The 24,227-nt window shown below is 43.5% G+C and carries 22 protein-coding genes; 12 read left to right on the forward strand and 10 right to left on the reverse strand.

The annotated features are described in order from the left end of the window. Window positions 1-11 precede the first annotated feature (11 nt). Both AC3E9V_RS24795 and AC3E9V_RS24800 read right to left on the reverse strand, forming a co-directional pair. Window positions 12-2,321, reverse strand: a complete 2,310-nt coding sequence (locus AC3E9V_RS24795; protein WP_488750863.1) for a COG3014 family protein — start codon at window positions 2,319-2,321, stop codon at window positions 12-14. 10 nt (window positions 2,322-2,331) lie between these two features. Then, on the reverse strand, window positions 2,332-2,913 hold the full coding sequence (locus tag AC3E9V_RS24800; protein WP_488750864.1) for a penicillin-binding protein activator LpoB: 582 nt from the start codon (window positions 2,911-2,913) through the stop codon (window positions 2,332-2,334). 226 nt (window positions 2,914-3,139) lie between these two features. Between AC3E9V_RS24800 and AC3E9V_RS24805 the strand changes: the two genes are divergently transcribed. Next, entirely contained in the window at window positions 3,140-4,057 is a 918-nt protein-coding gene (locus AC3E9V_RS24805) for a bile acid:sodium symporter family protein (protein WP_488750865.1), read from the forward strand. Next, window positions 4,050-5,099 (forward strand): 1-acyl-sn-glycerol-3-phosphate acyltransferase, encoded by a 1,050-nt coding sequence (locus AC3E9V_RS24810; protein ID WP_488750866.1) that lies wholly within the window; start codon window positions 4,050-4,052, stop codon window positions 5,097-5,099. The genes AC3E9V_RS24805 and AC3E9V_RS24810 overlap by 8 nt, the downstream gene beginning before the upstream one ends. Before the next feature lie 84 nt (window positions 5,100-5,183). Here the strand turns inward: AC3E9V_RS24810 and AC3E9V_RS24815 are convergent, their stop codons facing one another. From AC3E9V_RS24815 to AC3E9V_RS24840, 6 genes are all read right to left on the reverse strand, one after another. Beyond that, window positions 5,184-6,023, reverse strand: coding sequence for a toxin-antitoxin system YwqK family antitoxin (locus AC3E9V_RS24815; RefSeq protein WP_488750867.1), 840 nt, complete (start codon window positions 6,021-6,023; stop codon window positions 5,184-5,186). A gap of 48 nt (window positions 6,024-6,071) precedes the next feature. After that, a complete protein-coding gene (locus AC3E9V_RS24820) occupies window positions 6,072-8,612 on the reverse strand; it encodes a M14 family metallopeptidase (protein WP_488750868.1) in 2,541 nt (846 codons plus the stop codon). 27 nt (window positions 8,613-8,639) lie between these two features. Further along, window positions 8,640-9,500 carry an aldose 1-epimerase family protein gene (locus AC3E9V_RS24825; RefSeq protein WP_488750869.1) on the reverse strand — a complete coding sequence of 287 codons (861 nt, stop codon included), beginning with the start codon at window positions 9,498-9,500 and terminating at the stop codon, window positions 8,640-8,642. Between the two features lie 61 nt (window positions 9,501-9,561). Beyond that, complete coding sequence (locus AC3E9V_RS24830; protein WP_488750870.1) at window positions 9,562-10,398, reverse strand: M57 family metalloprotease; 837 nt, start codon at window positions 10,396-10,398, stop codon at window positions 9,562-9,564. 389 nt (window positions 10,399-10,787) lie between these two features. Further along, window positions 10,788-12,680, reverse strand: coding sequence for a molecular chaperone HtpG (htpG, locus tag AC3E9V_RS24835; RefSeq protein ID WP_488750871.1), 1,893 nt, complete (start codon window positions 12,678-12,680; stop codon window positions 10,788-10,790). A 561-nt stretch (window positions 12,681-13,241) separates the two neighbouring features. Next, complete coding sequence (locus AC3E9V_RS24840; RefSeq protein WP_488750872.1) at window positions 13,242-13,730, reverse strand: DUF4293 domain-containing protein; 489 nt, start codon at window positions 13,728-13,730, stop codon at window positions 13,242-13,244. 154 nt (window positions 13,731-13,884) lie between these two features. Between AC3E9V_RS24840 and truA the strand changes: the two genes are divergently transcribed. Genes truA through AC3E9V_RS24855 form a run of 3 tightly spaced genes read left to right on the forward strand, consistent with a single transcriptional unit; the run spans window position 13,885 to window position 16,938 of the window. Further along, a complete protein-coding gene (gene truA / locus AC3E9V_RS24845) occupies window positions 13,885-14,628 on the forward strand; it encodes a tRNA pseudouridine(38-40) synthase TruA (RefSeq protein ID WP_488750873.1) in 744 nt (247 codons plus the stop codon). Then, window positions 14,621-16,402, forward strand: coding sequence for an ABC transporter ATP-binding protein (locus AC3E9V_RS24850; protein ID WP_488750874.1), 1,782 nt, complete (start codon window positions 14,621-14,623; stop codon window positions 16,400-16,402). Before truA ends, AC3E9V_RS24850 begins: the two co-directional genes overlap by 8 nt. Continuing rightward, on the forward strand, window positions 16,399-16,938 hold the full coding sequence (locus AC3E9V_RS24855) for a hypothetical protein (protein ID WP_488750875.1): 540 nt from the start codon (window positions 16,399-16,401) through the stop codon (window positions 16,936-16,938). The genes AC3E9V_RS24850 and AC3E9V_RS24855 overlap by 4 nt, the downstream gene beginning before the upstream one ends. Before the next feature lies 1 nt (window position 16,939). On the opposite strand, the gene AC3E9V_RS24860 is transcribed toward AC3E9V_RS24855, so the two are convergent. Further along, on the reverse strand, window positions 16,940-18,742 hold the full coding sequence (locus AC3E9V_RS24860; protein WP_488750876.1) for an ABC transporter ATP-binding protein: 1,803 nt from the start codon (window positions 18,740-18,742) through the stop codon (window positions 16,940-16,942). A gap of 119 nt (window positions 18,743-18,861) precedes the next feature. On the opposite strand from AC3E9V_RS24860, the gene AC3E9V_RS24865 reads away from it, so the two are divergent. The 7 genes from AC3E9V_RS24865 (at window position 18,862) to coaE (ending at window position 23,989) form a co-directional block, all read left to right on the forward strand. Then, entirely contained in the window at window positions 18,862-19,959 is a 1,098-nt protein-coding gene (locus tag AC3E9V_RS24865; protein WP_488750877.1) for a Glu/Leu/Phe/Val dehydrogenase dimerization domain-containing protein, read from the forward strand. A gap of 20 nt (window positions 19,960-19,979) precedes the next feature. Next, entirely contained in the window at window positions 19,980-21,155 is a 1,176-nt protein-coding gene (nusB, locus tag AC3E9V_RS24870) for a transcription antitermination factor NusB (protein ID WP_488750878.1), read from the forward strand. A 13-nt stretch (window positions 21,156-21,168) separates the two neighbouring features. Continuing rightward, entirely contained in the window at window positions 21,169-21,465 is a 297-nt protein-coding gene (locus tag AC3E9V_RS24875; RefSeq protein ID WP_488750879.1) for a YtxH domain-containing protein, read from the forward strand. Between the two features lie 108 nt (window positions 21,466-21,573). Then, window positions 21,574-22,107 carry a DUF1573 domain-containing protein gene (locus tag AC3E9V_RS24880; protein ID WP_488750880.1) on the forward strand — a complete coding sequence of 178 codons (534 nt, stop codon included), beginning with the start codon at window positions 21,574-21,576 and terminating at the stop codon, window positions 22,105-22,107. A 15-nt stretch (window positions 22,108-22,122) separates the two neighbouring features. Further along, the gene (gene yajC / locus AC3E9V_RS24885; RefSeq protein ID WP_488750881.1) at window positions 22,123-22,443 is read left to right on the forward strand and encodes a preprotein translocase subunit YajC; all 321 of its coding nucleotides are present in this window, start codon (window positions 22,123-22,125) and stop codon (window positions 22,441-22,443) included. A gap of 18 nt (window positions 22,444-22,461) precedes the next feature. Then, a complete protein-coding gene (locus AC3E9V_RS24890; protein ID WP_488750882.1) occupies window positions 22,462-23,394 on the forward strand; it encodes a YbbR-like domain-containing protein in 933 nt (310 codons plus the stop codon). Further along, on the forward strand, window positions 23,384-23,989 hold the full coding sequence (gene coaE, locus AC3E9V_RS24895) for a dephospho-CoA kinase (RefSeq protein ID WP_488750883.1): 606 nt from the start codon (window positions 23,384-23,386) through the stop codon (window positions 23,987-23,989). Before AC3E9V_RS24890 ends, coaE begins: the two co-directional genes overlap by 11 nt. On the opposite strand, the gene AC3E9V_RS24900 is transcribed toward coaE, so the two are convergent. Continuing rightward, window positions 23,966-24,220 carry a hypothetical protein gene (locus AC3E9V_RS24900; protein WP_488750884.1) on the reverse strand — a complete coding sequence of 85 codons (255 nt, stop codon included), beginning with the start codon at window positions 24,218-24,220 and terminating at the stop codon, window positions 23,966-23,968. The genes coaE and AC3E9V_RS24900 overlap by 24 nt on opposite strands. Between the last annotated feature and the right edge of the window lie 7 nt (window positions 24,221-24,227).

A 24,227-nucleotide genomic window follows, 5' to 3' on the forward strand; every position in this document is an offset into this window, starting at 1 on the left:
TAATGGTTACCCTATCTCGAAGCGGTTACACCCGGCTCCAGGTTGCTCAGATCACTTTTCAGTTGCTCCATCACATCACTGATAACAATTTCCAGCGGATCCTCAGCTGTATAGACCTTCCCCTTTTTCATCGGAGCTCTTCCCATTTGATTTTTGAAACTATATATCGAAAGGTACTTGCTTGCCTTACTGGAATAGCTATTGCTAAATACAGTGCTGCCAGTACTATCAACCAGACGCGCATCGATACTGAAAGAGGCTGTCGGAAAACCTGCCGGTAAACCTAAAATAGCCGGAGAAACCATTGTGGGGACAAAAAGTGCCCACGTATTATTATTGGCTTTCAGCTCATTGATATCGATGTACAGCTGGTAGTCAGCAGTCTCCAGTCCGGTTCCCAGCCCCGGCATTGCCGTATGCTTAAGGTCCGTTTCTATAAGTTCCGGAAGCTGTGAGCCAAACCCTTTCATCGCGAAGATATTCTCCCTTACTTTTCCCAGTTTTTGCACCTCCAGGTTTACTGTCCCCGCAAAAGGCTCTGCCAGATAGTCATCTGTGGTATACCTGAAGAATGTAAAGTAACGATCAATCTTCTGGTGATACAGTGAAAAGTCAATAGCAGTGGACCCATCATCCTGCACCACAGCGCTAAAGGATTTTTCAGCCTTTTTTATATTCAATTTTCCGGATATCGGAATTTCTTCTGATGGAATGGACAGGTAGACGTTATGTACATTGCCTGCGGACGAATGCCCCCTGCGAATAGCGGTTTCTGTTCTTATTTCCTCTGTGGTATTTACAGCAGCATTTGGATTAGCTCCATATCCGCCACCTCCATAATTAGCAAAAGACATCATAGGGTCCGGAATATCATACCAATCCATAGTATTCACTCCGGTAAAAGTGGTTCTCCCGGCCCTGACGTTTACAGTAAACGATCGGGTGAATGTCTCCCCGTCTTCCGTCTGAGCAGTGAAGTTTAGTTTTCGCTCTCCCTCGGGAAGGGTAATCCTGGAGTAATAAATACTGTGTGGCAAAGACTGCCAGTTTCTCACGTCCGCTTTTTCAGAAACAACATTAGCTGCATCCACCGCAACGTCAGTAGCAGCACTGGCAATGGATCCAATTGCTCCTGCATGCTTAAGCAGCTCTTTTGCTCCTTTTTTGACAGCTGCTCCTGCCAGTTGTTTTACGACATAGCGTGTGAGCATTTCGCTTATCTCAAGGGTTTTTCGGTCTTTAATAGACTGGAACAGTACGGCGTTTACATCTTCAGCTATTTCAAAATCTGATCTGAAAGGCCCGTTGCTCAGCGTAGCGGTAACATATTTCTGGCCCAACTCTTCATACACCGGATAAGCCATTTTTACCATGGTACTATTCCCTATCAGTACATTAAAAACAGTGGCTGTAGCTGCTACACCCGCCGGGAACTGTTCACCGGTGCTGGCATCAGCAAAAGCAAAGCCCGAGGCACCATTTACCATGGTGAAATTGAATGATGCTTCATTTTTCACGGGACCTTTTCCATTGTTCCAAAAAACCACCACATCTCCCATGTTGTCCACACTGGAGAAATCATAGTCAATTCCGAACAGCTCCTTATACTCCGCAGCCTCATCATACATAAAAGCAAGTTCAGCTGTACGGATCAGGTCATATTTTAGCTGCATCGGCACGTTTAGGCCAAACATGGTATTGTAATCCTCTGTATACACCTCATAGGCATTTCGATAAGCGATAAAGGCATCGTTATACTCTTTGTTAGCATCATATACCAGCCCCATGATCAGATGGATAAAAGCATCACGCTGATACTTATTCTCATTTTTGTACTTATCATTTATCTCCTGTAAACGGAGATCCATACGTCGTACCTCCACCAGGGCTTTGGAGTATTCATAAAGCCTAAGAAAGTTGTACGCCTTGTAGTAGTTCACAAAAAGCTTCTCTGCATTTTCTCCTTCATATTCTGTGGTGAGCGGATTGGTAAGCATGGATAAGGCCTCATCAGCTACTTTGTTCTTATAGTCTTCAATCAAAATCCAGGCATGCTCCAGGGCTCTGTTGCTCTCCTCAAATTGCTCCTGCATGGAGAGGATTGCTCCTTTGTTCATATAGTAGAGCAGCTTTTCTTTACTTTGAGTGAGCTCTTCAGCATTGGAATCGAGAATGCTTAATGCCTCGTTAAATTGCAAATTACTTATTGCCGGTCCAAACCCTTTGAGGTCTCTCACTTCCTGGGCCTGGACAAAAAACAATAATGTCATTAGGGAAACTCCAAGGAATCCTCTGATAAGATCGGCTGGGAAAATTCTCATAAAATGGTGGTTAGTTCTTGATGTATTTTTTGATTTCTTTATCGCCTAGCCAGACTTTTTCATTTGTGGTGATGTTTGAAAGCCAGAGGTTCACCTTATAGTTTACCACCTTTTCTCTTCCATACTGGTCGATTTGTGAGTTGATAGAACCATTTAACATAAAATCTGCTCCAAGCTCCCGGCCCCATTGTGCCTGAGTTTCAGGAGAAGCAAATTCGCCCTGATCAGCTCTTTCTTCCCTTAGTTTTTCCCGGAAAAGCGAGTTTTCAACCACCCGAACCATACCACTATTGATATAGGCTCTTTCAAGATCTTTAATGAAGACCTCTTCCTCGATATGTTCGTGACTTTTGTTAGTAACGACTCCTACGATGACGACCGGCTTCTTGTCTTCGGCCTGACGAAAATCGCTTAGCCATGGTCTCGACAAAACATCTGAAATCATCTCCTCAGCTACGAGTTTAGAATCTGTGTCATTCCAACGTCCGCTCAGATCTATCTGTTGGTTAGGATCTATTCGGGTCACATGTCTGTTACATGCATAGGATAATACAGACATTAACAGGATCAAGAAGTAAAGTTTATTGTTCATTATAATGAGAGGTTAGCGTGACTATTAAAATTTCTTGGTAGTGATCAAATATAGGCTTGAATGAAACCGGGAAGCTGTAAACAGGCCGGATACTTTATGGTTTGCGTGATTTTCTTTGTGGGTTGCATAAATAAGCGCTTAAGAATTAGCTGGAAATCCGGGGTATCCGATATTAAGTCCTGTTTCCAAGTCTCATGAAATTGCTATATTTCGATTTTGAAAAGCAATGGAATCGATAGACAACATAACCCTTAACTTCTCTCAGGATAATATTTTTCTACTCAACCTGAGTTTGGCATTTATTATGTTTGGTGTGGCACTTAAGCTCACACCCCAGGATTTCAAAATGGTATTAGCGGAACCGCTAGGTACTTTTGTGGGGGTAATATCACAGTTTTTTGTGCTCCCTTTTCTCACCTTTATTATCATTTGGTTACTGGAGCCAAGACCCAGCTTTGCACTGGGCATGATGATGGTCGCGGCTTGTCCGGGGGGGAACATCTCCAATTTCTTTTCTGCTATGGCCAAGGGCAACATTGCTCTTTCGGTAAGTCTCACTGCCATCTCCAGTGTACTGGCCATTTTTATGACACCTATCAATCTTTCTTTTTGGGCCAGTATGTACGGACCTACTGCGGAGCTGCTGAAAGAAGTGCACCTAAACTTTTGGCGTGTATTGGAAACGATCGTCATCATTCTTGGCATACCAATCGTGCTCGGTATGCTCTTCAGGCATAAATTCCCAAAATCAGCACAAAAACTACAACCATATATGCATTATGGTTCCATCATTATTTTTGCGGGAATCGTCATTCTGGCATTTTCAGCCAATTTTGATCTTTTCCTTACCTACATCCACATGGTTGTGCTATTGGTATTCTTACACAATGCAATAGCTCTGATATCCGGATATCAGCTGGGCAGGTTGTTTAGCTTGCCAACTGCCGATTGTCGGTCGCTTGCTATAGAAACAGGTATTCAAAACTCAGGACTCGGATTACTCCTTATATTTGCATTTTTTCAGGGGCTGGGCGGCATGGCTATCGTAGCTGCCTGGTGGGGGATCTGGCATATTTTATCAGGGATGTCGCTGGCTTCCTGGTGGAATTACCGACAAGTTTCTGTAGTGAATAATTATGATTAAAGCACATTGGTTTTACATCTTCCTGTGGATTACAGGAAAAATCGGATTAAGACTTTTTTTTGGGGGAATCAGGGTCATAGGGAGATCCAAAATTCCCAAAGACGGTGCATTAATATTTGCACCTAATCATCAGGGGGCTTTTATGGATGCCTATCTTACGGGTACATCTACTTCTAAACCCGTCCATTTTCTCACAAGAGCCGATATTTTCAAAAAATGGACCATTCCCATCCTAAAGGCTATGCATATGATGCCCATTTACAGAATAAGAGATGGCATCAAGAGTCTGTCACAAAATGATCAGGTGTTTGAGTTGTGTTTTGACATTCTTACAAAGGACCAGTCTGTGCTCATTTTTCCGGAAGGAAATCACAATCCTGATTATAATCTCAGACCCATCTCCAAGGGAGCTGCCCGGCTGGCCCTGGATGCCCGAAAGCAAATTGATCCGAATAAAAAACTATACGTAATTCCTACGGGCCTCAACTATTTTTCTCATCGATACCCATTGGCTAAAGTGATTATCAATTTTGGGGACCCTATTCCCCTGGAACAATACGATGCGCTCTATGAAGAACACCCTCAAAAGGCCTATAACGAATTTAGACAAGACCTGGAGGTGGCCATGAAAGCTACGATGATCCTTCCTGAAAAGGATAAAAATTACGAGAAAAAGAAGAGGTGGATATTCCAGCCAAAACACGAGCACCTTTCGTTTGAAGAGCTGAAAAAAATGGGTGACGGGGATTTCTATGAAGAGAGAAAACCCCGTAAAACCGGCCAGGTAAAAAGATTATTTATCGGGTTGCTATCCATCTTTAACCTACCTCCTTTGCTGGCACTACGCAAGGTGATGAAAAAGGTAAAAGACAAGGGGTTCATTGTCTCCATTAAATACCTGGTAGGTACTTTTTTCCATATCTTATGGTGGTCATTCCTATTCGCAACTGGTGTGATCTGGCTCGGGTGGGAGGCAGGATTATTGTTTGCTTTTACCGCAATTCTCCTTGCATTTGCGCGGCAGTCCCTTATTCGGTATTAAAGTAAAAGGATCGTCTCTTAACCACTGAGAAAGCAGAAGTGACTTAAAGGCTAATGCTTTGTTACTCCAGGCAACAAACACAAATCACCTGGCTCTGGCTTCAAAGCGCTTCCGGTCATAAATAACATTCCCTTCCCGGTCCCATTCTTTCATGATTACCGGCGGGGTATTGTCAAATGCGTCTTCCGGATACTTTACTTCACGCTTTACACGTTGATCTGGATAATACTCACGCCAAATCCCCACTTTATGGTCATACCTGTATTGACCCATAGCCGCCAGATTGCCGTTTTCATGGTAAGCAAAATATTCACCTTCTTTTTCGCCAAAATGCACCGGTATAACTTCTTTTAGCCTGGTACGCTCAAAGTCATAGTATAAAAGGCGTGACTCTTCGGGCCATCCTTTCCAGTACAGTTGTTTATCCTGAAGGATATCATTCCTGTTAAACCTAACCCAGCGCCCATGTTTCATGCCTTTGTAAAAATAACCTTCCTCCAGCACCTGCTCTCCCATCATTTTCTTGTAATGACCATGGAGCACACCGGCATATTCGCGCTTTACCCGCAGTGAATTGGTGATCTTTTTCTTCTTGAAGTCATACCAGTAGAAATCTCTGGCATATGGATCCGGCCCTACGTAATCTTTGTCTTTCAAATAATGAAAAAGCTCAACAACCGTACGATCTCCAAAGCCTGTTTTCGTATAGCCTCGCTTGGTTTTGATCCCCCAGAAAATCTTTGGGTTCTTCTTCTTTTTTTTCTTTTTGGGAGCAGTCTCCTCTTCCTCCATTTCCTCATCCAGATCTATGGTCAGGGGAGTTTCATATTTCACCTCAAACAGGTCATCGATAGATTCTCCATCCTGCGCATAAACTGCTCCTGTTAAAGCAAACGAACAAATGAATAAAGTAAATCTTCTCATATCAGACTCTTCGTTCAGATGGTAAACGCATCATAATGCTCAAAAATTTCATTCAGCTGCCGAAGATGATATAGTCTGACCAAAAAACAAAGCATTTAGAAACAGCTTATTTGTTCCATACCAAAATGCTCTGAAATTGGGGTTATCCGTAAAGGTCACAACCCTGCCTTGCCCAAGATCAGAAATAATAACGGCTGGAGTTCCTCTCAGGTCTTCCAGCTTTTCCTCGGAAATATAGCCACTCAGCAACGGGCTACTGGTATAAACCAGCGGATTTGCATAAGGGTTTTTGGCCTTCTTCAGCATCAAAGAATGGTTTCTAAAGAGGGGCATTTCGCTCTTCTCTAGCCCGTAGGTCAGCGGATGACCAAGATCCAGTTTTGCATTGAAAATCGATCCGCCAATTACCTGGGCTCCGCGAGTTTGATCCAGGTCTACATACCGCTTGTAGCCAGTCGTATCCGGCTGGTCCTTTTTATACTCAGCTTTACTTATCTTCTGATCAGCCAGCCACTTACCGCCATTTTTCCAGGCCACGATCACTCCTCCTCCCATGACCCATTCTTTCAGCTTGTTTGCAGCTGAACCAAGGCTTCCGTAAGAACCATGTGGCATTACGATGCGATTGTACCTGGATAGATCAGTCCTGCCTACCGAAGATACAGGCAATAAAGTCACCTGCATCCCATATCGCTGATCCAACAGATGCCAGACCTCACCTGATTCATATCCACTCACCCCATCTCCAACTAAAACTGCAACTTTCGGCTTTTCTAAAACCTCAACCTGTCGACTTCCCAGATCTATTCCTGAGACTGCAAGCCCGGTTTTTATTCCGTATACGTTGATACCGTCTTTCTCAGCTATTTCTTTAACAACTGACTCAATGATTGCCGTTTTGCCAGCCTGTAATCCAACCGGGATAATGATAGAGCCCCTTGCAAATCGTCTTTCACCTGAAACATGCACATCATGAGCCACCTCTGTGATGATCTTACGATCCAAAAGCCGCATAATTGCACGCTGGGTATAGTATCCATAAGGCTCAAACATATATGCATAGTCAGAAGTGCCAATTACCTGTCCTGAAGGGAATTCGGGATACTCAATTTTCTCTCCCAGTGCACCCTGAGAAACCTCCTTACCAAGGGCAGCAAAATCAAGATTGAAAGCATAGGGTAAAGTCCAGGTGGATACGTCGTAAAACAAACTGTCTGTAAAGCTCGTCCGTGTCTCAAATGCAGCTTTTATTAAGCGATACTGCGGCTGGTCTGTGGGCACCATATAGCTGCCTTCTTCAAAAACTTTCCCGTCTTTAGTGATTCTACCCTTTATGGGATAGACTTCTATCCGATGCCTGTTTAAAAGGTCCATCAGGTGATAAGACCTGGCCGGGTCGTTTTTACTCCCAAATACAAAGGCCTTTACCGGATCATTTTGAGCCTGCTGAATGGATTCCTTGTAAAAGTCCTGCTGCATCTTCAGCAGATCAGCTTTCATAGCCACAGCAGCTTTCAGGGTAGAGAGTGAAGTCACAAAGTGATTGCGGATGGCAAAAGGAAACTCGATCTTCCCAAATTGATTTTCCTGCAAGTGTCCCCTGGAGCTTGCCTGCTCAAAAAGGATTCCGACAGAACCATTAACATCCGGATAAGTGGATCCTTTACCAATGTAAAAGTCATCGAAAGACTCCTCAGAGTAATAAAATGACCCGATACTATCTAAAGCCGCCGCATGATACTCAGCTATTTTTTCTGTCATTCTTACATTGATCTCAGGCGTAAGGGGAAACTTACGGGAAGGTACGCCCGGCTGAAAGAAGAACGTACTGTTTGACCCCATCTCATGATGATCGGTCAGTACATTGGGTTTCCATTTGTGAAACATGGCTATCCTCCCTTTTGACTCAGGATGCTGTACAAGCAGCCAGTCCCGGTTAAGGTCAAACCAATAATGATTGGTCCTTCCTCCGGGCCACACCTCATCAAACTCCCTGGAGTTTGGGTCAGCTACCAGGTTTTTGGATTTGTGCATATTGACCCAGGTAGAGAACCGCTGCAGTCCATCTGGATTGAATGACGGATCAAGGAGTATTACGGTCTTATCCAGTATATCCGTTATCTGAGCCCCTTGTGCTGCCGCCAAAAAATATGCCGTCAAAAGGGAAGCATTGGCGCCGCTGGCTTCATTGCCATGCACACTGTACCCCATCCAGTGCACCAATTTATTTTCAGTTATAGACACACTCTGGTCAGGGTCAGTAAGAGCTACATGCTTAGTCCTTATTTCTTCGAGGTTTTCAAAGTTTGATGGGCTGGTAATAATAAGGACCTTCAGTGGCCTGTCCTCATAGCTCTTCGCATATTCTTCTATCCTGATCCTGTCTGATGCCTGATCCAAGGTCCTCATGTAGTGGAGAAGCTGGTCATGGCTTACATGCCATTGACCTACATCGTAGCCTAAAACCTGCTTTGGAGTAGGGATTTCGGGGTTATACGTTACATAATCCGGAAGGTAGTAGGCCAGATCCTGTGACCTGGCAAAGCCAAAAAGGACCAGTAGCGCTAAGGTGAGTACTTTCTTGATCATCTTGGAATGAGTTAGGTTGTCAAAATGTTAATGTATATCAATCTGATAGGCACACTCAAATGTTTGAGCTTTTTTCAGCACATTGATCCCTTCCTTATTTGCTATCTGCTGATCATGGTCCTGGTGATCTGCGAGCCCAAACCATGGCTCAATGCACACAAAAGGTGATTTATCACTTTTCGACCAGATGCCCAGGTAAGGGAAACCCTTAAAATGAAAGGTCAACCACTTATGGGACGGGCTCATCAGTGTCACCTTGTCAGACTTTAGGTCTTTAAATACCAGAGCATCCTCATCAAACAGGGAGTCACTTATTTTAATTTGATTATCTCTAAACACCTCATCTGTTTTGCCGGAAAACAGCCCGTTTGTCAATCTATGTGTGGGAGCGTTCTCCGCTTTCTCAAATTCCAGCCAATAGTCGGACCTTGCTTCTCCCTGTACTAATGGGCAATTAAACGCCGGATGAGCTCCGATGGAAAAGTACAGGTCAGGTGATTCCAGGTTTTTCACCTCGTAGGCAACAATCAGGCTGTTTTCTTCAAGTCTGTAAGAGATGATTAACTCAAACCTGAACGGATAAACCTTAAGGGTTTGATCGATGGATGTAAACGAAAACCTGATAAACTCCTTTTCCTGATCAATCAGGTTAAACTCCATGTCCCTTGCAAAGCCGTGTTGGTTCATTTTATAGGTTTGCCCCTGATATTGATAGCTGTCATTTTTCAGTTTACCTACAAACGGAAACAGAATGGGTGCATGCCTGCCCCAATGGTCCGGATCGGCCTGCCAGATAAACTCCCTATCATCACTATTCCTTTTCAAACTGACAAGTTCAGCGCCCGTGGTTCTAAATGTAGCCTCCAGGTAGTCGTTAAAAATTTTCATCTCCTAAAAATAAAAAAAGGGGCCGAAACGCCCCTTTTTTCTCAGATTAGTTAGGTTGGTTTTAGTAAAGATAATCCAAAGCTGTCTGGTCGTCACTGTTAAACGGACGATCACTGCCGTCTGTACAGGATAGCATGTAAGACTGGTCAGCCAGGGACGCTCCTGTAGGAGTACCCGGGATGTGGTTTGCTCCTACGCCTCCATCACCTTCATTGTAAGGAGAACCTCCGCATGAAATGCTTCGATCAAAATAGTCCGTATGACGGAAACCTACACAATGCCCCATTTCATGAGCAATGATGGTAGCGATGCCTTCTGTACTCAGACCGTAAGTTGATTCCAGAATACCGCTCATTTTGATCTCTCCATACGGATCGCCTGAAGCTGTAGGGAATCCCGCTGAACCAAGGATACCTCTTCTTTCCTCACCCTTCTTAAGGCGAGTCATCACGATATCAGCCTGGCTCTCATTGGTGATTCGCTGAAAAGTGATCAGGAGGTTTTCTGCATTGTACCGCTGGATGGCCAGGTCCAAACCAGCAATCATACCAGGGCTGTATCCGTTTCTGCCACCTTCAGGAGCATACATGGTGATAACCCTTCCACCTCCGGCATTTACCAGATTATCCGTGCTATACTGTTCTACAGTCGGAAGAATTTTACCCTCTTTCAGGGAGGTTATTTGATGTGCTGGGATGTAAATGTCACCTTCTACCAGGTAACCATCATCAAATTTAATAGGAGCCTGACTGGTAACATCAAATCCTGCATTGGTTAATGCTGCCAGCACTTCATCAGAAATTTCATCTGACATAACGATTTCATTGCCTTGCTGATTACAAGACCACAGCAACCCTGTGATTAGCACAAGAGATGCTAAACTGTTAAGTTTTCTCATTGAGTTATTTAATGAATTAGGTTAAACAATACCCCCAGGCGGAGGGGAACGATCTTTGAATTTATCTAAAATATAAACACAGACAAAGTGTGAATTTAAAATCACACTTTTCTATGGAAATTATTTGATCCGCTTTATGCAAACCCATCAATTTACCTGGTGAAACAAAATATTGTTTGGCAGTAATCCTGATGAATATTTACAATTATACCCTGCTGATAAAAGTAAGCGTATTTTGTACGTGGAAAAGGATGGCTTGCAGAAGATCTCTGCAGGGAAATACTATAACCCTGGCAAGCAGGCAAAAAATATAAAAGCACAGACATGCTGCCTGTGCTTTTTAAAACCCGAGGTTCACTTCGTGGTAAACAGAAGTGTTATACAGCTATTTATTTAGATGCGATATCCACGCTCCTGTTGATAAAGGAGGTCAGGTCCTTACCTGTGAGCATACCCTGGGAAAGCAGTGCCCAGTCATATGCCTGCTTGGCAAGTGCCACTTTGTCTTCTTCTTTTTCTGCTTCAAGTATTTTCTTGGTATACACATGGTTAGCATTTACGGATACTGACAGATTGAGCGGCATTTCGCCAAACATCATCGGCCCGCCTCCACCTTGCTCCTGCATGTCTTTCATTCTGCGAATGAACTCAGGCAGTGTAATGGTAACCGGCATATCGTCTGTAGCCATTGGCTCCACAGCCACCGTGTTTTTTTCATCGTTGATTGCCTTTTTAAACAGCTCAGTCACCTGCTCTTTTTCTTTATCTGAAAGGACTGATTCCTTCTTCTCGTCCTTGTCGATGAGCTTGTCAATGGTATCAGAGTCCACCCGCTTTAGTGTAACATTCTCATACTTTTGCTCTACATGACTGATAAAGTGGCTATCTATCGGTCCATCCAGTAACAGCACATCATAGCTTCGTTTTTTAGCTGTCTCGATATAGCTGTACTGTTTTTCCTCATCATTGGTGTAAAGAAAAACCACATTCTTATCCTTGTTTGTCTGGTTTGCCTCCACGTGTTTCTTATACTCATCAATGTTGAAGAATTTGCCTTCCAGGTTTTTAACCAACACAAAGTCTTTGGCCTTTTCTTCAAACTTCTCTTCTGAGATCAGTCCGTACTTCACAAAAACGCCAATATCACTCCACTTGGACTCATAAGATTTGCGATCATTTTTGTAGAGTTCGCCCAGCTTATCAGCTACTTTTTTGGTGATGTATCCATTGATCTTCTTCACGTTGCTGTCTGACTGCAGGTAGCTTCGGGAAACGTTCAGCGGAATGTCCGGAGAGTCTATCACTCCGTGTAGCAGTTGCAGAAAGTCAGGCACAATATCTTTTACCTCATCTGTAATAAAAACCTGACGAGAATAAAGCTGAATCTTATTCTTCTGGAACTCAAAGTTTTTCTTCAGCTTGGGGAAGTAAAGAATACCTGTCAGGTTAAACGGATAATCCACGTTGAGGTGGATCCAGAAAAGCGGATCATCCGAAAACGGATAAAGCTCTTTGTAAAAGGCCAGGTAGTCTTCATCCTTCAGGTCTGCCGGTGACCTGGTCCAAAGCGGATCGGTATTGTTGATGATGTTGTCAACTTTTACCGTCTTGTATTTCTTCTTGCCGTCTTTGTCCTCACCATCTTCTACACTTTCTTCTTTCTGTCCAAAGCGGATCGGTACCGGGAGGAATTTGGAGTATTTGTCCAGAATACCCTGTAGCCTGTTTTGGTCCAGGAATTCTTCTGAGTCATCTGCAATGTGGAGGATGATATCCGTTCCTCGTTCCTTTTTCTTACCGGGCTTTATCTCAAACTCGGTCTCCCCGTCACAGGTCCAGTGGGCTGGCTCAGCGCCTTCCTCTCGTGACAAGGTATGGATCTCTACTTTTTTGGCTACCATAAATGCTGAGTAGAACCCAAGCCCAAAATGACCAATGATCTGCTGCTCGTCTGCTTTATCCTTGTATTTTTCAACAAATTCAGAAGCTCCTGAGAAAGCAATCTGGTTGATATACTTTTTGATTTCATCAGCAGTCATACCGATACCCTTGTCGGATACCGTTATCGTTTTTTTCTTTTTGTCAAAGCTTATATCGATGCTCAGGTCTCCCAGCTCACCTTTGTATTCACCTAGTGAAGCCAGCCTTTTGATCTTCTGGGTAGCATCTACTGCATTGGATACCAACTCCCTTAAGAATATTTCATGATCCGAGTAGAGAAATTTCTTGATGATCGGAAAAATATTCTCGGTATGAATGGAAATAGTCCCTTTTTCTTGCATATCGTTCGTTCAGTTTAAAATCTCAATCGAATGCCAGAACTCAAATATTATTCCAGACAAGAAAATATGACAAGTTGTCAGCAAACATAATGTCAGTGATGAAATAATTACTCGCTCTTTTGTATCCATTTAAAAATCAACGGATTGGCCTAAACAAACTTCAGTCCATCTATACGTTCAAAGTGCTTTCTATTTAATGTTATCACAGGAAACTGATGCACTAGAGCTGTTGCTCCAATAAAAATACCTGTATCTATCACCATTTGTAAGTTGGCCAATTATTAAAATGCTCTCTATTTTTCTTCAAAACAAGCTAAATCCTCATCTGACCACTGGGGAATATCACTGATCTTTTTTTTCCATTTAGCAAGGTCAAAAGGCGGTTTTATCTTCTGCTTAGCCAAAAGGAAATCCATGAAAACTTCAGCCTGTTTCTTAGCTTCAGGGTCCAGAGATTCATATTTTGATTAGAATATTCATAGACTTTTAAAGGTAATACTAATCTCAGTAAGTAAAAAGATCCCTCAATTCAAGAAAGAGAAATCAGTTGGTGAGATGAATCTACCTAATCCGATCCGCACTGCGCACCAATTTTTCATCCTTCCGGATAAAGCGGTTGGCCAGCATATTAAATAGCAAAGCAGCTATGATGATGTAAAAACCAATCTTGTATTCACCCGGATACTCAGTAGGCATCATCTTTTCACCCAGGGTAGAGTAATAGTAGCTCAATCCTATAGTGCCACCCATCAGCAATGCATTGAGCGCCCCCAGCTGGATCTGGCGCAGACGGTTTTTGTATTGGAAAATGGAAAAAAGCGCCACAGCTGCTGCCAAAACGGCGACCACTGAGATCCAGTAGGTATCTTTTATCGAAACTATTACTTCTTCTCCTGCTGTATTCTCCTGGGTATAAACCAATTGGAAAGCATTGAGATTAATCACCTCCCTGGCTTCAAGATCTACCTTTCCCCATATAGGCAAAAAGAGAAAAGCAATCATCACACAGGCAGCAAGAAAGAGAAATACGGTTTGGATACGTTGGATCATAATCAGCTATTTTTGGCAAAATTGCCCATCCCCCTCCACATTGGCAATCGTTTTTGGTTTATTTTTCCTTTTTTCCACATCCTGCCCATTTTCACGGCAAAGTTTCTTCCGCTAACACTCATTTGGCTTTCCGGAATGCATTTATTTTGCGTCGGTGAGATTTTTTCTGGACATATCTTATAGAGGCACAGCTTTTCACGGCTGGCAGACCCAACCCAATGCGCATACCGTACAGGCAGAAATAAACCATGCTCTCAGTACCATCCTGCAGGTGAAAACCGAATGCGTGGGGAGCGGACGAACGGATACCGGTGTACATGCCCGGCAGCAGATCGCTCATTTTGATGCAGAAGTTAAAATGGCACTCCCAAAGTTTCAGCACCGCCTAAACGCCATCTTGCCTAAAGAGGTGAGCATCAATGCCATCCATAAGGTGCCGGATGAAGCGCATGCACGCTTTGATGCTGTCAGTAGAAAATATCACTACCTCATTCATCAGAAGAAAGATCCCTTTCTGGAAGGTCTGTCCTATTTCTATCCGCAAACGCTGGATCCGGAAGAAATTTTTAAAGGAATCAACGTTTTAAAAAACTGGAAAAACTTTCAGGCTTTCAGTAAGGTTCATACGGATGTAAATCATTTTGATTGTGAGATTTACGACATTGACTGGAAAGAATCGAACGGTCAGCACGTGTTTTCCGTAAAGGCCAATAGGTTTTTGAGAGGCATGGTACGCGCAATGGTAGGTACTCTCCTGGAGATGGGCCTGAAAAGACTCTCTGAAAAAGAACTTACAGCTATATTAGAAAGCGGTGATCGTTCTGCTGCCGGCAGATCTGTTCCTCCTGAAGGTCTTTACCTCACGGAGGTAAACTACCCGAATACCATTTTTGAATAACAGAATATTGGAAAAAGAAAAAGTAAGTGGAAATATAGTTGACCTGACAGTGCTGAAGAGGCTTTTTGTCTTTGCGAAGCCTTACATGAAGCAGTTTTATCTGGTCACTTTTCTGACGATAGCTCTGGCGCTTCTGGTGCCGGTCCGACCCAAGATCATTCAACACACCATAGACAATGATGTGGCGTTTGGAGATTACAAAGGACTGGTTTTCTGGATCATTGTCCTTCTGGTACTGTTAGTGGCACAGGCAATTGTTCAGTATTTCCACACCTATTTATCCAGCTGGCTGGGGCAGTTTATCATCAAAGACATCCGAATAAAACTGTTTCGACACATACAAAACCTCAGGCTGCAGTTTTTTGACAAAACCCCAATCGGTCGGCTCGTAACCAGAAACATATCAGATATAGAAACACTATCTGAAGTATTCAGCACAGGCATAGCCGGGATTATTGCTGATGTATTGCAGCTGGTAGTTATCCTGGTGTTTATGTTTGCAATGAACTGGAAGCTAACTCTGGTGAGCCTTGCCTTGCTGCCGGTCCTCCTTTTGGCTACCTACATTTTTAAGGAAAAGGTCAAAGTTTCCTTCAATGAAGTAAGAACAGCGGTATCAAATCTCAATTCCTTTGTGCAGGAGCACATCACCGGGATGAATATCGTGCAGATCTTCAATGCGGAAAAGCGTGAGGGTGAAAAATTTCGCGAAATCAACAGAGAACACCGTCGGGCAAACATTCGCTCAGTGCTTTATTACGCTACATATTTCCCTGTAGCTGAAATAATCCAGGCAGGCGGTATAGGTCTGGTAGTGTGGTATGGCGCAGGGGACGTAATCCGGTCCGAGATCCAACTGGGTATGCTGATCGCTTTTATCATGTACATTCAGATGTTTTTCCGTCCCATCCGAATGATCGCCGACCGGTTCAATACCCTGCAGATGGGCATTGTTTCGTCAAACAGAATCCTGAACCTGATGGACAGCAAAGAACATATACCTGATAATGGCGAGCACAAACCTGAAACCATAGAAGGAGATGTCAAATTTGACAAAGTATGGTTCGCCTACAATGATGAGGACTGGGTTCTGAAAGACATAAACTTCGAGGTGAAAAGAGGCGAATCCCTGGCCCTGGTAGGAGCTACCGGAGCAGGAAAGTCCTCGGTGATCAATCTGCTCAGCAGATTTTATGATATCAGAAAAGGCACCATTACGGTGGATGGGGTTAGCATAAAAGAATATGATCTGGACAACCTCCGAAAACACATAGCAGTAGTCCTTCAGGATGTGTTTCTTTTTTCAGATACCATCTACAATAACATAACCCTCCGAAACCCGGCTGTGAGCAGAGACAAAGTCATAGAAGCAGCCAGGTTGGTAGGGGCACGGTCATTCATTGAGCGCCTGCCGGGTGGATTTGACTACAATGTAATGGAGCGTGGAGCCACACTTTCAGTGGGTCAACGCCAGCTTATTTCTTTCGTACGGGCTATGGTATACGATCCGAAAATCATTGTACTGGATGAAGCTACCTCTTCAGTAGATACTGAAACCGAGGAGCTGATACAACAGGCCATTCAAAAGCTCATGAAAGGCCGAACCTCGATAGTGATCGCACACAGGCTTTCTACTATCCAAAATGCAAACAAAATATTAGTTTTGGACAAGGGAGAGATTGTAGAAAGTGGCAACCATGACTCGCTGCTTGAGCTGGATGGTCACTATGCACAGCTCCATCAAATGCAATACAAGGAGGTAATAACATCATGAATGTAAAAGCTGCCAAGGCAATCTACCTTAGCCTTATCGTCATTTTTCTGGCCATAATAATCGGCTGTACCTATTATTTCCTGGGAGGTTTTCAGGAAGTCAGAGTATATAAAGTACCCAGTGTTCAGAGAACCGTTTTTGGCAAGTTCTTTGAAAGCCCGGAAAATGATGCCTATTATGATCATGGAGTTTATTGTCGGCAACTTATAGAAGAGGGGAGTATCAACGGAGTGCTCACTGAAGTCTTGTATCTCAATGACACGGTGGATAATATGGAAGCAGGCCGATTTCTGGGTGTTTCAGTAGAAGAAGAAATGGCTGAGATCCCCAGTGATTTTGAGGTCAGAGAATTTGACCCTAGAGAACGCTATGCCGTGTATCTCAGCATGCATCCGCTGGTTATGCCTCGCCCTGGTACCATAGAGTCTATGATTCTGGAAAAAGCCGATTCCGCAGGTAACCAGCTGGTGAATTTCACTTTTACATTAATATACCCGGATAACTCCCGCTCTGTGGAGTGGTGGATTGAGGAATAGTTTAAACCGTTCTGAGGTTTTCCTCCTCAGCCTCACCCTGGAGCTGCTTATCATGAAGGTCTTTGTAAGCTCCACCTTTCCTGAGTAGCTCATCATGGGTGCCACTCTGCAGCACATAGCCGTCATCGAGCATGATCACCTTATCAGCAAGCTTAGCTGAGGATACCCGGTGTGAAATAATGACAGATGTTCTTCCTTTCATGATCCGGGTCATCGCATTGAGTATGGCATTTTCTGTCTTGGTATCTACCGCCGAAAGCGCGTCATCCAGGATCAGGATCTTGGGCTCACGTGCGATAGCCCGTGCTATGGACACCCGCTGTTTCTGTCCTCCGGAAAGCGTAATGCCTCGTTCTCCAACCCTTGTCTCAAAACCATTTGGAAAACGATCGATATTCTCCAGCAGATCTGCATCGGCAGCAGCTTTCTTGATGTCCTCAAAAGACATATTATCTTTTCCAAACGCAATATTCCCGGCAATGGTATCCGAGAACAGAAACACATCCTGCGGCACATAGCCAATCTGGCTCCTCACCGTTCCCAGCGCATATTTTTCAATACTAATATCATCTATCCTGACCTGGCCATCAGCTACATTGTACATACGACAGATCAGGTTGGCAATGGTAGATTTACCAGATCCGGTAGTACCTATAATGGCAATGGACTCGCCGGGATTCACTTCAAAGCTCACATCCTTCAGTGCCTGAATTCCTGAGTCGGGATAGACAAACGAAACCTTATCGAAGGTAATCTTACCCTCAATCGATTTCTCAATGTTTTCAGTGGAAACAATCTCATTTTTGGTTTGTAAAAACTCATTAATCCTTTTCTGAGAAGCAGCTGCCCGCTGAATAATGCTGGTGATCCACCCCAGAGAAGTAACCGGCCAGGTAAGCATGTTGACATAGATGATAAACTCCGCGATGTTACCAGTACTGATCGCTCCCTCAAAAACTTCTACAGACCCGATGTAAACGGTCAGGATCACACTAAGTCCGATGAGGCCCATAATCAATGGGAAAAACAACGCCTGTACAAAAGCCAGCTTAAGCGACTTGTTTTTATAGTCCACACTGGCGGTGTTAAATTCGTTGTATATGTCTTCTTCCCGGACAAAAGACTTGATCACCCGTATCCCTGAAAATGCCTCCTGAACAAAGGTGGAGAGCCCTGAAAGACTTTGCTGGATCTCCTCCGCGCGCTTATTGATGATATTGTTGACAAAATAAATACTCAATGAAAGCAGTGGCAGGGGAATAAGCGACCACAGCGTCAGTCGTGGGTTGATGGAGTACATAAACGGAATAACCATCACTAGTAGAGTGAACATATTGATCCCGTACATGATTGCCGGACCTACGTACATCCTCACCTTACTCACGTCCTCTGAGATCCTGGCCATCAGATCACCGGTATTATTTCTCCTGTAAAAGCTTAACGGAAGGGTCTGGTAGTGGTCATATACTTCATTCTTCAGATCATACTCCACCCTTCGAGACATCACAATGATCGTTTGTCGCATGAAAAACATAAAGACCCCTTTCAGCAAAGCCGAGATCAAAATGAGCACTCCCAGGATAAAAATACTCGAAGCAAAGACCTCATAGGTCTCAGACTGAAGCTCAAATCCGGAAAATGCTTTAAAAATATCATAACTGCGCTGCAGCAGATCAAAAGAATATCTTACAATAACTGCAGGCACAATGCCAAAGAAATTAGATATGATTATGAAAATCGTACCTAAAATCAAATGCCATTTATACTTGAGGAAGTATTTATTGAGGTGTGCTAAGTCTTTCACAAACAATAAAACGAAGAGTAACTCAAATGGTTATTTACTTAAAAACGACTAATTTTGAGCCCCTTAACCAGGGGCCTCTCTCCAAAAGAGGAGAGCAAAACTAGGTAATAACAACAACAATGATAGACATTCAACCCGAAGTGACTAAAACTGGAATATTCCATTCGATGGCTGATCTCCAGCACGAACAATTGGTCTTTTGCCACGATGAATCAATAGGACTAAAAGCAATCATTGCCATACACAACACCGTACTCGGACCAGCAATGGGCGGAACGCGAATGTGGAATTATCAATCTGAGGAAGAAGCCATCAAAGATGTTCTTCGGCTTTCCCGCGGTATGACGTTTAAAAATGCCATTGCCGGCCTGAACATAGGCGGTGGTAAAGCAGTGATCATTGGAGATGCCAAAAAAATCAAAACCGAAGCCCTGATGCGTCGCTTCGGGAAGTTTGTTCACAGCCTCAACGGAAAATACTGGACAGCTGAGGATGTAAATATGAGCGCCCGGGACATGGAATACGTGCACATGGAAACCCCCTATGTGACAGGTATTCCTGAAAGCATGGGCGGGTCCGGTGACCCAAGCCCCGTCACAGCTTACGGCGTTTACATTGGAATGAAAGCCAGCGCTAAAAAAGCTTACGGTTCAGACACGCTTAAAGGCAAAAAAATAGTTGTCCAGGGCACTGGTCATGTGGGAACCCACCTGGTAGAGCACCTTGTAAAAGAAGGCGCAAGGGTATATGTATCTGACATTTTTGAAGATAAATTGGCCGCTGTAAAGAAAAAGTTTGATGTGACCATTGTGGATTCGGATGTCCTTTATTCCATGGATATGGACATCTACGCCCCGTGTGCGCTCGGAGCAACTCTGAATGATACCACGATCCCACAGCTAAAATGTGCCATCGTAGCTGGAGCTGCCAATAACCAGCTGGATGAAGAAGATACACACGCAGCCCTGCTCAAAGAACGAGAGATCATTTATGCCCCTGATTTTTTGATCAACTCCGGCGGTATCACGAACGTATACTATGAACAGCAGGGTAATTACAACCGCGAACGCGTATATGAGCAAACCGAGCGTATCTACGAGGTATGCCTGGAAGTGCTCAATTATGCAGAAAACAATAATACAACAACCCACAAGGCTGCATTACAGTTAGCTTTGAACCGAATAAATGATGTTGGTAAAGTAAAACTGGCTTATTAATAAAAAAATAGTTCTTAGAAATGCTTAATCGTAGGATTCTTCGTGTCAAAGCAATGCAGGCACTTTACAGCTATTTCACGACACAGGAATCGTTGAAGGATGTAGTAAGGGAGCGGTTGGAGAAACAATTTTACCCTGACCCTGCCAAGGATGATTTTTCCGAAGCAGATAAATTTACGGCCCGGCGCAAACTTGCCTCCAGGCTTTTTGAAGAGTCGCTTCTTGCAGGATCACTCAAAAGAGAAGAATCTGCTGATGAAGATGTACTGGACGCCGTAGATCGCTCGCTGAGCAACTACAAGGACGAACTTAGGGGGGAGGAAAAGCATATAAGAAAAGCTATGCTGAGTGATATAGATGATATATATCGCCTGTATCTGAAGCTGATGCTTATCCCGGTAGAGCTAAGTCACCTGGAAAAACTGGAAAAGGAGAAAAAGGAAAAGGCCCATATCAACCGTGAAAGCCCATGGAAATGGCACTTCATCCAAAACCCGGTGATAGATGACCTGACCAAAAATGAGGTTTTCAACAAGTCCGTTATCGATCAGAAAATTTCCTGGAGCGATGAACTTGATACGCTGCGCACCTGGTATAAGGAAATATTGAAAGCAGATGAAACGTTGAAAAAATATCAGTTTAGTGAGGCTCCGGGTGAAGATGAGCATAAAGGCATCCTGCTGCACCTCTTTAAGAAGGTTATTTTTAAAAATGAATCTATAAATGAGACCCTCTCAGAGATGGACCTGCACTGGTCAGAAAACAAGTCCATTTTAAAGAGCCTCGTTGTGAAAACCATTAAAGATTACGAGCCAGAGCTGGATCCTCCTTTTGAGCTGAAAGAAGTAAGCAAAAACCCCGAAGAGGACCTGGAGTTTTTTGAAGACCTTTACGATCATACGATCCGGAAAAGCGGCGACCTGGACAGTCTTATAACCGAAAGAGTAAAGAACTGGGACATCAGCCGCGTGGCTATACTGGATCGTATTATTTTAAAAATGGCTCTGTCCGAAATGATGCTTTTTCACGGGATCCCTGTTAAGGTTACAATCAATGAGTTTATTGAGATATCCAAGCAGTACAGTACCCCAAAAAGCAAACAATTTATCAACGGCATTTTGGATGTAATAGCAAACGAACTAACTTCGGAAGGTGTTATAAGAAAAAGCGGCAGAGGCTTAATAGACAATAAATAAAATTAAAGATATCATGAGTAATCGTGGAAGTTCATTTTTTGCTTTTCTCTTTGGTGTAGTTACCGGGGGAGTTTTGGGTATTCTCTTTGCGCCTGATAAGGGGATAAATACCCGTGACCGGCTTACATTCAGACTTGATAAGTATAAAAAAAGGCTTGAAGACCTGATCGAAGATCTGGTGGAGGGTGCGGATATGGTAGAGAATGAAGCAAAATCAGAAGGTGAAAAAATAGTAAAAGATGCAAAAGTGAAGGCAGAAAAGCTCCTTGATGATGTAAATGGCCTGATTGACCAGATACAGAAAAAGTAGATCTGCTTGGCTTGCCCTATCCGTTAACAAATCATTAAGATTTCAAATCACCGCAAAAATCCTATTAATTAGTAGATTTGCAGTGTTTTCGTCAAAAAAATAAGAACCATGAGAAGAAACGCGATTAATTTGTTCGTACTTGCGGCTATAAGTGCACTAGCATTTAGCTGCACAAATAAAGAGCTTGAAAAAAGGGTGGCTACACTTGAAGGTCAGGTAGCTGAGCTGAAAGCTGAAAAAAATGGTGTAAGACCAGTTAGCAGTGCAAACAGCCCGGAAGCTACTCCTGAACCTGAAGTGAAACCTGAAGGTCCCATTCCTGCATTCGCTTTTGCTGAGGAGTCTCACGATTTCGGTGCTATTAAAGAGGGTGAGATTGTAGAGCATACCTTTAAGTTTACTAACACCGGAGATGCCCCGTTGATCATCTCTTCAGCTACTGCATCTTGTGGCTGTACCGTACCTGAGTGGCCTAAAGAGCCTATCGCTGTAGGTGAAGAGGGTGAGATCCAGGTAAGGTTTAACAGTAAAAACAAGCCAGGTGTCCAAAATAAAACAGTGACAATCACTGCAAATACTTATCCTAAAATTAGCAGGCTAAGAATTAAAGCCAATGTAACGAAGGAAGAAAATCCTTCATAATCTTTTAAAATCAGTATGATTAAAACGTTATTACTGCAAGCAAGCAGCGGAGGTGGAGCTGGGTATACTCAGTTCATCATGTTAGCCGGAATGATCGCCATCTTTTATTTCTTTTTTATCCGGCCACAACAGAAAAAACAAAAAGACCAGAAGAAGTTTATTAGTGCCATAAAGAAGGGTGATCAGATCGTGACAATGGGTGGTATCCATGGGAAGATCGTTTCTGTAGATGATGCTACAGTGACGCTGGATGTAGACCGTGGGAACAAACTTGTAGTCGAGAAATCATCCATCTCCCTGGAGGCAAGTAAAAAACTTTCCGGAGATACAAAATAAAAAACAGTATAACATATAGTGTATAAAGCATTTAACAACTGGAAGGTAGTCTTACTCTCTTTGATAGGAGCGACTACCTTTTGGTTTTTTAATGCACTCAATAAAGATTACAACGCTCGCATAAACTACCCGATCGAATTTGAATTTAACCGGGACAGTGTAGTGGTGGTAGAGCCTCTGGCAAAATCACTGGTCATAGATGTATCGAGCGGTGGGTGGAACCTCCTGAGGAAAACTTTTTGGTTTAATGTAAATCCCGTTAGAATCCCGTTAGACAACCCCACGGAAATCGGATTTTACACACGCTCATCCCTGCTTCCTATGATCGAGGATCAGCTCAGTGAGCTCACCATAAATTACCTCGTCACGGATACGGTTTTCATTAACATCGAACCGGAAATAACGAAAAAGGTACTTCTTACCCTGGATTCATTGGACCTTCCCCTGGAAGAAAACCACCGGATAACCTCACCAATATCGATCAACCCTGACACCATCACAATCACAGGGCCGAAAAGCTTCATGGATACTATAGGTACCCGGTATACCCTGGACCTTGGGATCAATGGGATCAGTAGCTCATTTAACCGGTCCGTAGATATCAACCTGCCAACCTTACTTGCTTCTGCTAAACCTGATGAAGCCAGGGTACGTTTTGACGTAGAGAAATTTGGAAGATATAGTATAGAAATCAAGGTAGAACCTGTAAACTTCCCTGAGGACTCATCTTTCTATCTGTCCAAAGAATCCGTCCAGATTTTTTACACAGTCCCGGAGTCCAAAGATGACGATTTTGATCAGAACGACTTTGCTGTGACAGCAGATCTGAAGATGCTGAACCCGAAAGATTCCAGCGTTCTGGCTATCCTGGTTTATTACCCGGAACAGACGCTCGACATAGAGGTCATACCGGAGTATATCAAAGTCTCCACAAATGACAATGACCAGTAAGTCCTTCAAAGCAGGTATAACGGGAGGTATAGGGGCCGGTAAAAGCATAATCACACGGATTTTTGCCGTTTTGGGTGTTCCGGTATACGATGCTGATTCCCGGGCCAAATGGTTGATGAATCATGATGAAGAACTCATCCATCAGATCAATGCACTGTTTGGTGGTAACGCATACGTGGATGGTGCGCTTAACCGAAAGTTACTAAGTAAAGTAGCTTTTTCTGATCCTGAAAAGCTCAGGAAGCTCAATGGGCTGGTGCATCCAGCAGTGGCGGCCGACTATACTCAATGGACAAAGGGCCACAACTCCTCATATACACTAAAGGAAGCAGCGCTACTTTTCGAAAGCGGATCATACAAACAGCTGGATACTGTCATCCATGTATCAGCCCCGGAACAGCTCCGGATAGAGCGAGTCTTAAAAAGAGATCCTCACAGAAGCCTGGATGACATCAAAAAGATCATTGAAAAGCAGTGGCCAGAAGAAAAGAAAGTTGAACTGGCCAACCATATTATTTATAACGATCAATCCTCCCGGGTGATCCCGCAGGTACTCACCCTTCATCAAAAGTTATTGGATCAGGTTAGAGGGTAACTTGATCTGATCTGCGTAAAAATTCATTCGCTTAGAGTTTACGTCCAAAGGCTCAATCCGGTCTACATTGTCTTTTGCGTGATTATAAAATACCTCGATGTAGACTTTTTCCAGGAGGTATAAATTTACTTTATACCCATAATACCTGATGGAAGTAATCAGCTGACCATTGAAATACAACCACCTGGCTTTTTCACTCATACTCAATCCCAGAAATCGCTCTCTTGTCATGATCAAA

This window comes from Marinoscillum sp. HNIBRBA16962 (assembly GCF_057801515.1).